12 protein-coding genes and 1 other annotated feature are annotated in these 15,337 nt (G+C 63.4%); of the genes, 11 read left to right on the top strand and 1 reads right to left on the bottom strand.

The genetic code is table 11. From position 1 onward, the window contains the following. Positions 1-1,068 (bottom strand): alanine racemase, encoded by a 1,068-nt coding sequence (locus ACTNB1_RS07320; RefSeq protein ID WP_441168604.1) that lies wholly within the window; start codon positions 1,066-1,068, stop codon positions 1-3. A 155-nt stretch (positions 1,069-1,223) separates the two neighbouring features. On the opposite strand from ACTNB1_RS07320, the gene miaB reads away from it, so the two are divergent. The 11 genes from miaB to ileS all read left to right on the top strand — a co-directional run bounded on the left by miaB (position 1,224) and on the right by ileS (position 15,191). After that, positions 1,224-2,630, top strand: coding sequence for a tRNA (N6-isopentenyl adenosine(37)-C2)-methylthiotransferase MiaB (miaB, locus tag ACTNB1_RS07315; RefSeq protein WP_441168603.1), 1,407 nt, complete (start codon positions 1,224-1,226; stop codon positions 2,628-2,630). Positions 2,631-2,671: 41 nt separating this feature from the next. Continuing rightward, positions 2,672-5,272, top strand: coding sequence for a DNA mismatch repair protein MutS (mutS, locus tag ACTNB1_RS07310; RefSeq protein ID WP_441168602.1), 2,601 nt, complete (start codon positions 2,672-2,674; stop codon positions 5,270-5,272). A 34-nt stretch (positions 5,273-5,306) separates the two neighbouring features. Further along, positions 5,307-6,005, top strand: a complete 699-nt coding sequence (locus ACTNB1_RS07305) for a lysostaphin resistance A-like protein (RefSeq protein WP_441168601.1) — start codon at positions 5,307-5,309, stop codon at positions 6,003-6,005. A 30-nt stretch (positions 6,006-6,035) separates the two neighbouring features. Beyond that, positions 6,036-7,991 carry a DNA mismatch repair endonuclease MutL gene (gene mutL / locus ACTNB1_RS07300; RefSeq protein WP_441168600.1) on the top strand — a complete coding sequence of 652 codons (1,956 nt, stop codon included), beginning with the start codon at positions 6,036-6,038 and terminating at the stop codon, positions 7,989-7,991. Between the two features lie 78 nt (positions 7,992-8,069). Next, a complete protein-coding gene (gene hfq, locus ACTNB1_RS07295) occupies positions 8,070-8,306 on the top strand; it encodes an RNA chaperone Hfq (RefSeq protein ID WP_441168599.1) in 237 nt (78 codons plus the stop codon). A 15-nt stretch (positions 8,307-8,321) separates the two neighbouring features. After that, positions 8,322-9,608 carry an HlyD family efflux transporter periplasmic adaptor subunit gene (locus ACTNB1_RS07290; RefSeq protein WP_441168598.1) on the top strand — a complete coding sequence of 429 codons (1,287 nt, stop codon included), beginning with the start codon at positions 8,322-8,324 and terminating at the stop codon, positions 9,606-9,608. A 27-nt stretch (positions 9,609-9,635) separates the two neighbouring features. Next, on the top strand, positions 9,636-10,343 hold the full coding sequence (locus ACTNB1_RS07285) for a YggS family pyridoxal phosphate-dependent enzyme (RefSeq protein ID WP_441168597.1): 708 nt from the start codon (positions 9,636-9,638) through the stop codon (positions 10,341-10,343). A gap of 32 nt (positions 10,344-10,375) precedes the next feature. Further along, a complete protein-coding gene (locus tag ACTNB1_RS07280) occupies positions 10,376-10,876 on the top strand; it encodes a cell division protein SepF (protein WP_441168596.1) in 501 nt (166 codons plus the stop codon). A 21-nt stretch (positions 10,877-10,897) separates the two neighbouring features. Further along, a complete protein-coding gene (locus tag ACTNB1_RS07275) occupies positions 10,898-11,605 on the top strand; it encodes a DivIVA domain-containing protein (protein ID WP_441168595.1) in 708 nt (235 codons plus the stop codon). A 69-nt stretch (positions 11,606-11,674) separates the two neighbouring features. Further along, complete coding sequence (locus ACTNB1_RS07270) at positions 11,675-12,034, top strand: VOC family protein (protein ID WP_441168594.1); 360 nt, start codon at positions 11,675-11,677, stop codon at positions 12,032-12,034. Positions 12,035-12,115: 81 nt separating this feature from the next. Further along, positions 12,116-12,332: a binding site (T-box leader), on the top strand. A 63-nt stretch (positions 12,333-12,395) separates the two neighbouring features. After that, entirely contained in the window at positions 12,396-15,191 is a 2,796-nt protein-coding gene (ileS, locus tag ACTNB1_RS07265; protein ID WP_441168593.1) for an isoleucine--tRNA ligase, read from the top strand. The last annotated feature ends 146 nt before the right edge of the window (positions 15,192-15,337 follow it).

The raw sequence follows: 15,337 nt of genomic DNA, 5'->3' as shown, positions 1-15,337 counted from the left end.
TTACCGGTACTCCCGGACAAACCCCTTGGCAAAAATGGGGTCGATATCGAAAACCGCCTTGTCTCCGGCGGAACATTTCAGGTCGGTGACATCCACGATGGTCTCAATGGCGCCGATGCCGCCCAGCACCCGGGCCTTCTGCCCGTTGACCCGGACGGTGATCTTCCGCCTGGCCCGCCAGCGGCGGAAGGCGGCCAGCAGGCCGTCCACTCTGGGCCGGGCCACCCCGAAGCCGTTCTGGTAGCCCACCGGCAGCACCGCCACCCGGGTGGGCCGCTTCATGAGCACCGGGTGGTCGCCCCCCACGCTGTGGCCCTTGGGGAGCCACCGGGTCTCCTCAATGCCCACCTCGCCGTAGCCTACCCGGCGCAGGTCGTCCCCTCTCCGGCGGCGGCACCGGCCCAGCAGGGCCGAACCCGCCCGCACCCCGTCCAGCCGGGCCTGGGCACAGTGGAGCAGGGCGTAGGACCCGGCGGCGTGGACGATGCCCGTCTCAAACCCGGCGGCGTGGATGGCGTCCACCGCCCGGGTGAAGTCGGCCAGCTGACCGTCCAGATCCTTGCCGTTGGGCTTCAGGGTGTGCAGCTGGGTGCACAGGCCGGACACCGCCACGTTGGGCAGGCCCCGGTAGACAGACAAAATCTTCTCCGGCTCCTCGGCCAGGAAGCCGCCGAAGCCCATGCCGGTGTCGATCTGGATGTGGGCCTCCGCCACGGTGGAGCGGCCCTCCGCCACGGCGTTGAGGGCCAGGCCGGTGTCCACCGAGCCGATGGTGCACACCACGTTCAGGTCCAGCAGCTGATCCAGCTCCTCCCGGTCGGTAGTACAGCGGAGCATGAGGATTTCTTCCTCCACGAACCCGGCCTTGCGCAGGGCGGCGGCCTCCGCCACCTCGCCCACGGCAAAGCGGCCGATGCCCTCTTCCCGGAGGGTGCGGGCCAGCTCCACCAGACCGGCTCCCTGGCCATCCCCGGTGAGCACGCCGTAGATCACGGCCTCACCTGCCCGCTCCTTCACCACCGAGATATTATGCTTCAGCGCGTCCCGCTCGATGACCAGTGTTTTCAACCCGTCCGCCGCCTTTCCATACCCTGGGGATGCTGAGTATTCCTATTATATACGCTGGCAAAGTTGCCGTCAATGAAAAGGGCTTCCTGCTTGTGTTTTCCCGGGAAAAGTGGTATGATTTTAAAATTAAGACCGTATTTTTTGGAGGAACTGCTTTGAACCGACAGACCACGAAAATCACCCCCCAGGAAGTGGAGCGGCAGCGTGATTTCTGCCATAAGCTTCATGAGCGCAACGCCGCCCGTCCCACCCCGCCGCTGGCCTTTGTGGACACCTACGGCTGCCAGCAGAACGAGGCCGATTCCGAGCGGCTGCGGGGCTACCTGCGGGAGATGGGATATGAGTTTACCGACAGCGAGGCGGAGGCCGACCTGATCCTGATTAACACCTGTGCCATCCGGGAGCACGCCGAGATGCGGGTGCTGGGCAATGTGGGCGCCCTGGTGCACACCAAGCGGGCCAAGCCCAACCAGCTCATCTGCGTGTGCGGCTGCATGGCTCAGGAGCCCCACCGTGCCCAGAAGATCAAGGAGAGCTACCGCCAGGTGGACCTGGTGTTCGGGCCCCACGCCCTGTGGCGGTTCCCGGAGCTCTTGTACCGGCTGGTGACCCGCCGGGGCCGCATCTTCGACATCGCCGACGAGCCTGGCTCCATCGCCGAGGGCATCCCGGTAGTGCGCCAGGACAAGGTGAAGGCCTGGGTGTCCATTATGTACGGCTGCAACAACTTCTGCACCTACTGCATCGTGCCCTACGTCCGGGGCCGGGAGCGCTCCCGTCAGCCGGAGGTCATCCTGGAGGAGATCCGGGCTCTGGCGGAGGAGGGGTACAAGGATATCACCCTCCTGGGCCAGAACGTCAACTCCTACGGCAAGGATCTGGAGAAGCCCATGGACTTCGCAGACCTCTTGAAGGCCGCCTCTGAAATTCCCGGGGACTTTTTGCTGCGCTTCATGACCAGCCACCCCAAGGACGCCTCCCAGAAGCTTTTTGACACCATGGCCTCCTCCCCCAAGATCGCACCCTGCTTCCACCTGCCCTTCCAGGCGGGCAGCGACCGGGTGCTCAAGGCCATGAACCGGGTGTACGACCGGGCCGGGTATCTGGACAAGGTGCGCCGCCTGCGTCAGGCCATCCCCGACGTGGTCATTACCTCCGACGTCATCGTGGGCTTCCCCGGCGAGACCGCTGGGGAGTTTGAGCAGACCATGACCCTGCTGGACGAGGTGCGGTTCGACGCCCTTTTCACCTTCATTTACTCTCCCCGGGTAGGCACCCCCGCCGCCAAGATGGACGACCCCGTCTCCAAGGAGGAGAAGGCGGCCTGGTTCCAGCGGCTGGTGGAGCGGCAGGACCAGATTTCTGAGGAGAAGCACAAGGCCTATATCGGCAAGACGGTGCGCTGTCTGGTGGACGGCACCGACGACAAGGGCCTCACCGCCCGCACCCCCGGCAACCGGCTGGTGCGCCTGACGGGAGACCAGGCCCTCATCGGACAGTTTGTCAACGTGAAGATCACCGGGGCCAACAAGTGGTCCCTCAGCGGGGAGCTGGCGGAATAAGGACCGCCCCGTATTTTATTGTTTAGAACAGGAGAACCGCTATGCCGTCGGAACTGACCCCCATGATGCGCCAATATCTGAAAATGAAGGAACTCCACCCGGACTGCATCCTGTTTTTCCGGCTGGGCGACTTTTATGAGATGTTCCAGGAGGATGCCAAGCTGGTGTCCAAGGAGCTGGACCTGACCCTCACCACCCGGGACCGGGGCAAGCCGGCGGACCAGCGCACCCCCATGTGCGGGGTGCCCTACCACTCTGCCGACGCCTATATCGCCCGGCTCATCGCCAGGGGATACAAGATCGCCATCTGTGAGCAGATGGAGGACCCCGCCACCGCCAAGGGTCTGGTGGACCGGGACATTATCCGCATCGTCACCCCCGGCACGGTGATGAACGCCTCCATGCTGGAGGAGGGGCGGAACAACTTCATCTGCGCCATCTACCGGGACTCCGTGGGCACCGGTCTGTGCATCTGCGACATCTCCACCGGCGAGATCTCCGCCGCCTTCTTCCCCGCCGGACCGGAGGGGGAGGAGCACCTGTACAATGAACTGGGCCGGTTCTCTCCCCGGGAGGCCATGCTGTCTGACGGGGCGTACAGCGACGCCGCACTGGTGGACTTCCTCACCCAGAAGCTGGACTGCCGCTGTGAAAACGGCGGGGAGGCCCGCTTCCGGGAGGATACCGCCCGGCCTGCCGCCGAGAAGCAGTTTACCTCCGGCCTGGAGGATGTGCCCCAGGGTGCGGAGGGCGCCATTCAGGCGGTGGGCGGCCTTTTGAGCTACCTGTACGAGACCCAGAAGACCGACCTTTCCCACATTACCACCCTGACCTGGCTGGCCGCCGGGCAGTATATGGAGCTGGACCTGACGGCCCGGCGCAACCTGGAGCTTACCGAGACCCTCCGCTCCAAGGAGAAGAAGGGCAGCCTTCTGTGGGTGCTGGACAAGACCCGCACCCCCATGGGCCACCGGCTCATCCGTGCCTGGATGGAGCGGCCCCTCCTCTCCCCCGTGGCCATCGGCAAGCGGCTGGGCGCGGTGGAGGAGCTGGTGAACGACCCCATCCGCCGGGAGGAGCTGAGTACCACCCTGCGGGAGGTCACCGATCTGGAGCGGCTCATCGGCCGCATCGTCTACGGCACCGCCGGCGGCCGGGACCTGATGTCCCTGGCGGTGGGCCTGGGCAAGCTGCCCCGGCTGCGGGAGCTGCTGGAGGGCTCCTCCTCCGTGCTGCTGTCCGCCCTCTCCAAGGCCCTGGACGACCTGCCCGAGCTGCGGCAGCTCATCTCCTCCGCCATTGTGGACGAGCCTCCCTTCTCCGTCCGGGAGGGCGGCTTCATCCGCCTGGGCTACGACAGCGAGGTGGATCGCCTGCGGAATATCCTCACCAACGGCAAGGACCTGGTGGCGGGCATTGAGGCCCGGGAGAAGGAAAAGACCGGCATCAAGAGCCTGAAGGTGGGTTTTAACAAGGTATTCGGCTATTACATCGAGGTGTCCAAGTCCTACTACGACCAGGTGCCCGACACCTATATCCGCAAGCAGACTTTGGTGAACTGCGAGCGGTACATCACCCAGGAGCTGAAGGACCTGGAGCATGAGATTCTCTCCGCCCAGGACCGCATCTGCGCCCTGGAGTTCCAACTGTTCTGCGACGTGCGGGAGCAGGTGGCCGCCCGGGTGGGCGACATCCAGCGCTCCGCCGCCGCCGCGGCCCAGGTGGACGTGCTCACCTCCTTCGCCAACGTGGCCGCCGAAAACGGCTACTGCCGGCCGGAGGTGGACCAGTCCGACTGCCTGGAGATCGTGGAGGGCCGCCACCCGGTGGTGGAAAAGATGCTGAAAAACGCCCTCTTTGTCCCCAACGACACCCACATGGACGGCGGGGAGAACACAGTGGCTATCATCACCGGCCCCAACATGGCGGGCAAGTCCACCTACATGCGGCAGGTGGCCCTCATCGTCTTGATGGCCCAGATGGGCTCCTTCGTCCCCGCCCGCTCGGCCCGGGTGGGCGTGGTGGACCGGGTATTTACCCGCATCGGAGCCAGCGACGATTTGAGTGCCGGTCAGTCCACCTTTATGGTGGAGATGACCGAGGTGGCGGAACTGCTGAAAAACGCCACCAGCAAGAGCCTGCTCATTCTGGACGAGATCGGCCGGGGCACCTCCACCTACGACGGCATGTCTATTGCCCGGGCGGTGCTGGAGTACTGCGCCGACAAGAAGAAGCTGGGGGCCAAGACCCTGTTTGCCACCCACTACCATGAGATCACCGCCCTGGAGGGCGCCATCCCCGGGGTGAAAAACTACAATATCGCCGCCAAGAAGAAGGGGGACGACATTCTCTTCCTGCGCAAGATCATCCGGGGCGGCGCCGACCAGAGCTACGGCATCGAGGTGGCCAAGCTGGCCGGGGTGCCTAACAAGGTTATCTCCCGGGCCCGGCAGATTTTGACCGAGCTGGAGGCGGGGGGCCTGGCGGCTCCCGCGGCCCCTGCCGCCCCGGTGTCCGATCAGGTGTCCCTCACCGATATGGGGGGCAGTGAGGTCACCCGCCGTTTGCAGATGGTGGATCTCAACACCCTCACCCCCATCGAAGCCATGAATCTGCTCTTTGAGCTCAAGCAGATGGTATAACGTCCCATCCGAATGAAATAAGGAGGAACATGCCATGACCAACCGGCAGAGCCGCCCCTGGCGGCCCCAGCTGACCCGGGCCGAAATGGGCCGGGGCTGGGTGTTTTTTGCCCTGTATGTCCTCCTCTTTCCCTGGATCATGGGGTGGGTCCAGCGCTCCTTCCACGGGGAACTGCCCATTGCCGAGGCCAATGTGGTCTACTACCTGCTGTCCGGTACCCTGGTGTTTCTGGTGTTCTGGACCTTCCTGAAGCACGGCTTCCACCTGCTGCTGGACTGGCTGCCGGAGAACCTGTTTGCCTTCGGCACCGGCCTGGTGGGCTGGGCGGTGCTGGCCTTCCTGGCGGGGTTGATCCCCCTGCCGGTACAGAACCCCAACCTGCTCAGCTACCCGGAGCAGTATGCCCTGGCTCCCAAGGCCACAGTCATTATCCTGGTGGTGCTGATGCCCATTGTGGAGGAGCCTTTGTTCCGGGGTCTGCTGTTCGGCACCAGCCGGAAATACAGCCGGATTTTGGGCTACGTGCTCTCCACCTTTGTGTACGCCTTCTACTGCGTGTGGCAGTTCGTCTACGCCTATGGAGAGGTGGATTTCCGCTACCTGCTGCTGGTGGTGGAGTATCTGCCCATGTCCCTGGCTCTGACCTGGTGCTACGACAACGGCGGCTCCATCTGGAGCCCCATCGCCCTGCACATGGTCATCAATACCGTTACCCTGGTACGTGCCCTGTAAAGGCGCGCCGGTTAGAAAGTTGGTACTTCTATGCCCCATATTCAACAATTAGACGCCCATGTGGCCGACCTGATCGCCGCCGGTGAAGTGGTGGAGCGGCCCGCCAGCGTGGTGAAAGAGCTGATGGAGAACGCCATCGACGCCGGAGCGGACAAGCTGACGGTGGAGATCCAGCATGGCGGCATGACCCTCATCCGAGTCACCGACAACGGCTGCGGCATCGCCCCGGAGGAGGCGGCCACCGCCTTCCTCCGCCACGCCACCAGCAAGCTGCGCACCGAGTACGACCTGGAGGCCATCGGCACCCTGGGCTTCCGGGGCGAGGCTCTGGCGGCCATCTCCGCCGTTTCCCGGGTGGAGCTGCTCACCCGCACCAAGGAGCACGAGCTGGGCTGCGCCCTGTCCCTGGAGGGGGGCGTGGTGGTGAGCCAGGACGAGGCGGGCTGTCCTCTGGGCACCACCATGGTGGTGAAGGACCTCTTTTACAACACCCCCGCCCGGCTGAAATTCATGAAGAAGGACTCTGCCGAGGGCGCCGCCTGCTTCGCTATGGTGCAGCGGGTGGCTCTGTCCCACCCGGAGGTAGGCGTGAAATTCCTGCGGGACGGCAAGCAGGAGCTACTGACCCCCGGCGACGGGCAGATGAAGTCCGCCCTGTACGCCGTGCTGGGCCGGGACATGGCCCTGGGCTTCGTGCCGGTGAAGGGTTCCGGGGAGGACATGAGCGTAACCGGCTTTGTCTCCCTGCCCACCTGCTGCCGGGGCAGCCGGGGCTATCAGCACTTTTTCGTCAACGGCCGGTATGTGAAAAGCCGCACCATGATGGCCGCCCTGGAGGAGGCCTACGCCAACCAGAAGATGGTGGGCAAGTTCCCCGGCTGCGTCCTCCACCTGACCACCAAGCTCAACGCGGTAGACGTCAACGTCCACCCCACCAAGCAGGAGGTCAAGTTCGGCAGCGACAAGAAGGTGTTTGACGCGGTGTATTACGCCGTCAAGTCCACCCTGGAGGCTGACCGCACCCGGCCCTCCGCCGTGGCGGAGGAGCCCGCGCCCCGGCTGGCTCCCAAGGCGGCCAAGGACACCGTGACCCCCAACCAGACCTCCCTGCCTCTGCGGGACTTTACCGCAGCCAAGACCATTCAGCGGCCGGCCGCAAGGGTCACTCCCGCCTGGCAGGCTCCTGTCCGTCCGGAACCGAAACCGGCACCTGTGGTCACACCGGCGCCAAAGCCCGCACCCTCCGTAAAGGCGGATATCCCTATCCGTCCAGAGCCCAAACCTATGCACGTACCCACCCCGAAGCCGGAACCCGCACCGGAACCCACTGTGAAATTCGAAGCGGCACCCCGGCCGGAGCCTGTCCCCGCCCCGGCGCCGCCCGTTGTTCCCCAGCCGGAGCCGGAGCCCGTACCGGAGGAAATCCCTTGGCGCATGGCGGGCGAGGTGCTGAACACCTACATCATCGTGGAGCAGGGGGACAAGGTGCTGCTCATCGACAAGCACGCCGCCCATGAGCGGATGAATTTTGACCGTCTGAAGGCGGAGGGCTACCAGCCCATGGTGCAGGCTCTCCTCACCCCGGTGGTGTTCACCCCTCCCGCGGAGGAGGGGGCGGCTCTGCTGGCCCACCTGCCTCTGCTGGAGCGCTTCGGCTTTGAGGCGGAGGACTTCGGCGGCGGGACCATCATCGTCCGCTCCGCCCCCAGCAACGTGGCGGCGGGGGAGATCCCCGACCTGCTGCTGGAACTGGCGGGCAAGCTGCTGACCTGCGGCACCGCCGACCCGGACGCTGCCCGGGACGAGCTGCTCCACACCATGGCCTGCAAGGCGGCCATCAAGGGCGGGCAGAAGAACGACCAGGCGGAGCTGATGAAGGTAGCCAGAGCCGTGATGGCCGGGGAAGTGAAATATTGTCCCCACGGCAGGCCGGTGGCCATCGAGCTCACCCGTGGCCAGATCGAAAAGCGATTCGGCCGGGCCTGAGCCCCCAGGAACCGACAAAATCCGCCTTAAAATTGGTATATATTGGATGCATCTCAGAGAAAAAAGGAGTGCATCCACATGCAAAAGACACACAACCTGCAAGATCTCTTTCTCCTCCGGGCCCGCCGGGACCGGGCCAACGTGACCCTGTTTCTGATGAACGGCTATCAGCTCAAGGGCCAGATCACCGGCTTTGACGCCTTTGTGGTGGTACTTATGACGGGGGAGCGGCAGCAGGTGATCTACAAGCACGCCATCTCCACCATCGTGCCCGAGCGGGCCATTTCCCTGGAAACGGAGGAGGGGGCGCAGTAACACAAGGAGCGACCCATGAAGCAAGGTACCCTGAACAGTAAAATCGTGATACTGGCTCTGCTGGCGGCGGTAGTGGTCTACTTAGGCGTGTCCGCCTGGCAGAGCTTCCGGGATCCCTTTACCACGGCGGCCACCTACTCCTACACGGTGGATGACAGCGTGGAGATCACCGGCTTTCTGGTGCGGGAGGAGCAGGTGCTGGCCAATACCGGCGGCGTGGTGGAGCTGATTCCCCAGGAGGGTGAGAAGGTGGCCAAGGGCGGGACGGTGGCCCTGCTCTACCAGAATTCCTCCGGCCTGGAGCAGAAGCAGCAGCTCCAGCAGCTCCAGCTGGAAAAGGAACAGCTGGAGTACGCTCTGGAGCGCTCCGACGTAGGCGGCGGTGACTCCGGCCAGCTGAGCCAGCAGGTGCTGGACGCCATCGTGAGCCTGCGGGCTTCGGTGGCGGAGGGGGACCTGACCGGCCTTGAGAGCCAGGCTCTGGAGCTCAAGAGCCTGATCTACAAGCGGGAGTATGCCTACACCGACACCGAGGAGGAGGGGGGCGACAGCACCGCCTCCATTCAGGCGGCACTGGACAGCGTAAACAGCCAGATCTCCGCCCTGTCCGCCCAGGCGGCCCAGAGCACCAGCCGCATCACCGCCAGCCAGTCGGGGACCTTCTCCGGCTATGTGGACGGGTATGAGAGCCTGCTCACCCCGGACATGCTGGGGACCATCACCCCCAGTCAGCTGACTCAGCTGGCCAAGGACCGGCCCCAAGAGGACACCACCGCGGTGGGCAAGCTCATCACCGATACCACCTGGTATTTTGCCTGCGCCCTGTCGGAAGAGGACGCTGAGCGTCTGGTGGAGGGCCGGAAGGTCACCGTCCGGTTCTCCCGGGACTGGTCCGGCGAGGTGAGTATGACCATTGAGCGGGTAGGGGACCCGGAAAACGGCCAGTGCGCGGTGGTTTTGTCCAGCGACAAGTACCTGGCCGACACCACCCTGCTGCGCCGGCAGACGGTGGAGCTGGTCTTTGACTCGGTCACCGGCGTGCGGGTACCCAAGGAGGCCATCCGGGTGGAGCAGCGGACCGTTACCGACGAGGAGACCGGAGAGGAGTCCCAGGCGTCCGTCACCGGCGTGTACGCCCTGGTGGGAGAGCAGGCGGAGTTCAAGCCTGTCACCATTCTGAAGCAGGGGGACACCTTTACTTTGGTGGAGGCCGCCGACACCAGCGACCGTAAGGGTCTGCGCGCCGGCGACATCGTCATCGTGGCGGCTGAGGACCTGTATGACGGCAAGGTCATCCAATAGAGATAGAACATGGGGGAGGAATTCCAAATGACACTGGAAGAAAAGATCGCCCAGGTAAAGGAAAATATTGCCCGGGCCGCCCGTGAGGCAGGCCGGGACCCGGCGGAGGTCACCCTGGTGGCGGCCACCAAGGTCCAGACCTCTGACACCATCCGCCAGGCCATCGCCGGGGGAGTCACCATCTGCGGCGAGAACCGGGTACAGGAGATGACCGCCCATCTGGACGACGACGCCTATGCCGGCTCCGCCCTGCACTTCATCGGCCACCTTCAGACCAACAAGGTCAAACAGGTGGTGGGCCGGGTGGATCTCATCGAGTCGGTTGGCTCGGAGCACCTGCTCCAGGCCATCGAGGCTCAGGCCGCCAAGCTGGACCTGGTGCAGGACATCCTGCTGGAGGTAAATATCGGCGGCGAGGACTCCAAAAGCGGGGTATCTCCGGCGGAGGTTCTGGCTCTGGCGGAGCGGGCAGCAGCCTGTCCCCACGTGCGTCTGCGGGGCCTGATGGCCATTCCCCCCATTCAGGAACAACCCGGCGGCAATCGACCATTTTTTGCAAAAATGTATCAGCTTTATGTTGACATAAGAACGAAATTGGACCATAATGGTGCTGTTATCAACTGTCTTTCCATGGGCATGAGCGGCGACTATGAGGACGCCGTGCGGGAGGGCGCCACCCTGGTCCGGGTGGGCACCGCCCTGTTCGGACCCCGCCCGCCGATGAAACAAGGCTGACCCAGGACAGAAAATTCGGGAGGTAAACCGAAATGGGATTTTTTGATGAGCTGAAGCGTCTGGCCCGTCCTTATGAGGATGAAGAAGAGGACGAGGAGTTTGACGATTTTGAGCCTGTTTCCCGCAGCGAGCGGATGGACCGCACCGGCGGCGACCGTGTGGAGCGGCGGAGCAATAAGCTGCAGGACACCAATGCCGGTATGTTCGCGGTAGAGCCGGAGCGCCGGAGCAATAAGGTAGTCAATATCCACACCACCACTCAGCTGCAGGTGGTGCTGGTGAAGCCCGAGCGGTTTGAGAACGCCAGCGAGATCGCCGACCACCTGCGGGAGAAGCGCACGGTGGTGCTCAACCTGGAGTCCACCAACAAGGACATCGCCCGCCGCCTGCTGGACTTCCTGTCCGGCGTGGCCTACGCCAACGAGGGCAAGATCAAGAAGGTGGCCATCTCTACTTACATCATCACGCCTTATAACGTCGATATTTTAGGTGATCTGATCGACGAGTTAGAAAATAACGGGCTGTATTTCTAAACGGAGCGAGGGGAATCGACTATGCTGACACCGCAGGAAGTCTCTGAGCACGCCTTTGCGAAGGCGTCTTTCGGCGGATACAATATGGCCATGGTGGACGAGTTCCTGGATGTACTGACGGAGGACTATACCGCCCTGTACAAGGAAAACGCCACTCTGAAGGCCAAAATGAAGGTGCTGGTGGACAAGGTGGAGGAATACCGCTCCACCGAGGACGCCATGCGCAAGGCTCTGCTCACCGCCCAGAAGATGGCGGACGACCTGGTGGCCGAGGCGGAGCAGAAGCGCAACAAGCTGCTGCAGAGCGCCGAGGCGGACGCCAAGGCCCGCATCGGGGAGATCCAGCAGGAGATCCGGGACGAGCAGCTGCGCCTGGCCGCCGCCCAGAACGCCACTGCCGCCTATGTGGCCAAGCTGAAGGAGCTCTATCAGCATGAGATGGACTACCTGAGCGGTCTGTCCAAGCTCACCGCTCCCACGGCCCAGGCTGACCCGGTGGCCTCCGCGGTGAAGGATATCGAGGAGAACGTGGAGAAGCTGGTGCAGCAGGAGGAGGCCGCGCCCGCGCCCCAGGCTGAGGGCAGCCTGTACGCCGAGCTTATGGAGCTCAACCGGAACGGCGGGGAGGCGCAGGCCAAGCCGGAGGATGACGAGGACGAGGTGGAGGAACCCACCCGCCGCATCGACTTCGACCACCTGCAGTTCGGCAAGGACTACGAGATCCGCTGAGCCGGTCTGAACAACACACGATCAGCGCCGCCGCGGTTTCCCGCGGCGGCCTTTTTTGGAGGAATCGCCATGCACTATCTGCACACCACCCTTTATGTCACTGATCTGGATGTCTCCGCCGCCTTTCTGGAGAACTGGACCGGGCTGAAGGTCACCCGAAGCTTTGCTTTGGGCGATACCCGCTTTGTCTTTCTCTCCGGCGGGGAAGGGGAGACCGCCCTGGAGCTGATCCAGAGCCCCAGCCACCCTGCTGTCCACTATGACGGTCTGTCCCTGGGCTTTGCCGTGACCGACCTGGACGGGGAGCGGGAGCGGGCTGAGGCCGCCGGACTGAATCCCAGTCCCATTCGTGAGCCCGCCCCGGGCGTCCGCTTCTGTTTTCTTTCCGGCCCGGACGGACTTACCGTTCAGCTGATGCAAAAGGGGTAAAACCTCTTGACAGAAACCCTGCGAACGGGTAAGATACTGGGAGACGCCGTTTTTGGCGTCTCCCAGTGGATTTTTTCATCGGAAAATGCTGTGATGAGGACAAGTACCCATCCCGCCCCTGCGCAGAGAGCCGCCGTTTGGTGCAAGGCGGACAGGAGGGCTGGCGAAGATCACCTCGGAGCGGCCCGCCGAACACAGTAAGCGGGCACGGCTGGCCCCGTTACCGGCCTTTGAGTGGTCCCGGCACGCCCGGGACAACGAGAGTGGTACCGCAGAGGTGTGCGCCTTTGTCTCTTGGGAGACAGGGGCGCTTTTTGTTTCCCCGAAAAAACAAAAATTTACGATAGAAGGAGACCTACTCATGGACTACAACCAGACCGTCCATCTGCCCCAGACCGACTTCCCCATGCGGGCGGGGCTGCCCAAGCGTGAGCCGGACATGCTCAAGGAGATGTACGACCACGACCTGTACCACAAGATGGTGAAGCGCAATGAGGGCAAGCCCAGCTTCGTCCTCCACGATGGCCCGCCGTACGCCAACGGCAACATCCACATCGGCACCGCCCTGAACAAGATCCTCAAGGACATGATCGTCAAGCACAAGAACATGACCGGTCACTACGCCCCCTATGTGCCCGGCTGGGACACCCACGGCCTGCCCATTGAGTCCGCCGTTCTGAAGGACAAGAAGGTAAAGCGGGACGAGATGACCACCGCCCAGTTCCGCACCAAGTGCCGGGAGTACGCCGAGGGCTATATTGCCAAGATGACCGAGCAGTTCCAGCGTCTGGGCGTGCTGGGCGAGTGGGAGAACCCCTATATCACCCTGCTGCCCGAGTTTGAGGCCAAGCAGATCGAGGTCTTTGGCAAGATGGCCGAGAAGGGACTTATCTACAAGGGCATGAAGCCCGTGTACTGGTGCCCCGCCGACCAGACCGCTCTGGCTGAGGCCGAGATCGAGTACGCCGACGATCCCTGTACCACCATCTTTGTCAAATTCCCCGTCCGGGACGACAAGGGCAAGCTGGGCCAGTACACCGACCTGAAGAAAACCTACTTCGTGATCTGGACTACCACCCCCTGGACCATCCCCGGCAACTTCGCCATCTGCCTGAACGCCGAGTTCGACTACGTGCTGCTCCAGGTGCCCAACGGCGACGTGTACGTGCTGGCCAAGGACCTGGCCGAGAGCGTGTGCAAAGCCGCTCACATCGACTATGAGGCCTGCCAGGTGCTGGCTACCCTGAAGGGCAGCGAGTTTGAGCTGATGACCGCCACCCACCCCCTGTTCGACCGGGAGTCCGTCATCCTCAACGGCGACCACGTCACCCTGGACGCCGGCTCCGGCTGCGTCCACACCGCCCCCGGCTTCGGCGCCGAGGACTTCCAGATCTGCCAGCAGTATGACAAGGCCGGCCTGACCCACATTGGCGTGCCCGTGCCCGTCAACGCCAAGGGCGTTATGACCGACGAGCGCTACAACGGCCAGTTCTACGCCAAGGGCAACGATATGGTGGTGGAGGACCTGGAGAAGGAAGGCTTCCTGGTTGCCAAGGAGAACATCACCCACTCCTACCCCCACTGCTGGCGCTGCAAGAACCCCATCATCTACCGTGCCACCGAGCAGTGGTTCTGCTCCGTGGACGCCATCAAGGACGCCGCTGTCAAGTCCTGCGACGACATTCAGTGGAAGCCTGAGTGGGGCAAGGAGCGCATGATCTCCATGATCTCCGAGCGCTCCGACTGGTGCATCTCCCGTCAGCGCGTGTGGGGCGTGCCCATTCCCATCTTCTACTGCGACGACTGCGGGGCCGACATCGTCACCCCCGAGACCATTGCCCACGTGGCTCAGCTGTTCCGTGAGCACGGCTCCAACATCTGGTTCGACAAGGATCCCAAGGACCTGCTGCCCGAGGGCTTCGTGTGCCCCAAGTGCGGCAAGACCCACTTCTCCAAGGAGACCGACATCATGGACGTGTGGTTCGACTCCGGCTCCACCTGGGCCGCTGTCGCCGCTGAGCGTCCCTATCTGAAGTACCCCGCCGACCTGTACCTGGAGGGCGGCGACCAGTACCGCGGCTGGTTCCAGTCCTCCATGCTCACCTCCATCGCTGTCAACGGCGTGGCTCCCTATCACCAGATTGCCACCCACGGCTGGACCGTGGACGGCGAGGGCAAGGCCATGCACAAGTCCCTGGGCAACGCCGTTTCCCCCGACGAGGTCATTAAGGAGTACGGCGCCGACATGCTCCGCCTGTGGGTGGCTTCCGCCGACTACACCCAGGACATGCGCATCTCCAAGGACATCATGAAGCAGCTCTCCCAGGCCTACCTGAAGATCCGCAACACCGCCCGCTACATGCTGGGCAACCTGTGTGACTTTGACCCCGACACCAACCTGGTGCCGGTGGAGCAGATGATGGATCTGGACCGGTTCGCCCTGGCCTCCTTCAACGAGCTGGTGAAGACCGCCCGTGCCGCCTATGACAAGTACGAGTTCCACGGCGTCTACCGTGCCGTGTACAACTTCTGCGTGGTGGATATGTCCAACTTCTACCTGGACATCATCAAGGACCGGCTGTACTGCGGCGCCGAGGCTGAGCGCCGCTCCGCCCAGACCGCCCTCTATTATATCCTGGACGGCATGACCCGTCTGGTGGCCCCCATCCTGGCCTTCACCTCCGACGAGATCTGGCACGCCATGAAGCACGCCAAGGACGTGGACGCCGAGAGCGTGCTGCTCAACGACATGCCCAACGACAACGCTGCCTTCACCCTGGACGCCGCCGCCCAGGAGCGCTGGAACAAGCTGGTCAGCCTGCGGGACGCCGTGAACAAGGCTCTGGAGAACGCCCGCAATGCCGGCGTGTTCAAGAAGGCCCAGGACACCGAGGTCACCATCTCCGTGTCCGCTGAGGACGCCGCCGCCCTGGCCGCCGAGGACCTGGCTACTCTGTGCATCGTCTCCAAGGTCACCGTTACCACCGAGGCTGTGGAGGGCGAGAAGAATGAGGACTGCCTGATCCCCTGCACCATCGCTGTCAAGCTGTCTGAGGCCCCCAAGTGCCCCCGCTGCTGGAACCACAACGAGCACATCGGCACCGAGGGACATCACGCCGAGCTGTGCGACCGCTGCGCCGCCGTGGTGGGAGAATAAACCTTATAGCCAGAAAGGACGCTGTGAGTTTTCACGGCGTCCTTTTTCTTTAAGTAAGAGGCTGCGGGCCTCCGGCGGCACCGCTTTCTTTCCAAAGAAAGCGGCGGGAAAGAAAGGGTCGGGGGGGGGGATTCCGAATATCACGG

This window comes from Flavonifractor sp. HCP28S3_F3, assembly GCF_052065355.1.
GTDB lineage: Bacteria > Bacillota > Clostridia > Oscillospirales > Oscillospiraceae > Flavonifractor.
The sequence above is the reverse complement of the archived record's forward strand: the minus strand, read 5'-3'. Positions and strand labels throughout refer to the sequence as shown.

Bases quoted from the DNA above. Each gene is read 5' to 3' on its own strand.
- ileS (WP_441168593.1), top strand. From the start codon at position 12,396: ATGGACTACAACCAGACCGTCCATCTGCCCCAGACCGACTTCCCCATG.
- ACTNB1_RS07285 (WP_441168597.1), top strand. From the start codon at position 9,636: ATGACACTGGAAGAAAAGATCGCCCAGGTAAAGGAAAATATTGCCCGG.
- ACTNB1_RS07275 (WP_441168595.1), top strand. From the start codon at position 10,898: ATGCTGACACCGCAGGAAGTCTCTGAGCACGCCTTTGCGAAGGCGTCT.
- ACTNB1_RS07305 (WP_441168601.1), top strand. From the start codon at position 5,307: ATGACCAACCGGCAGAGCCGCCCCTGGCGGCCCCAGCTGACCCGGGCC.
- ACTNB1_RS07270 (WP_441168594.1), top strand. From the start codon at position 11,675: ATGCACTATCTGCACACCACCCTTTATGTCACTGATCTGGATGTCTCC.
- ACTNB1_RS07280 (WP_441168596.1), top strand. From the start codon at position 10,376: ATGGGATTTTTTGATGAGCTGAAGCGTCTGGCCCGTCCTTATGAGGAT.
- hfq (WP_441168599.1), top strand. From the start codon at position 8,070: ATGCAAAAGACACACAACCTGCAAGATCTCTTTCTCCTCCGGGCCCGC.
- mutL (WP_441168600.1), top strand. From the start codon at position 6,036: ATGCCCCATATTCAACAATTAGACGCCCATGTGGCCGACCTGATCGCC.
- mutS (WP_441168602.1), top strand. From the start codon at position 2,672: ATGCCGTCGGAACTGACCCCCATGATGCGCCAATATCTGAAAATGAAG.
- ACTNB1_RS07290 (WP_441168598.1), top strand. From the start codon at position 8,322: ATGAAGCAAGGTACCCTGAACAGTAAAATCGTGATACTGGCTCTGCTG.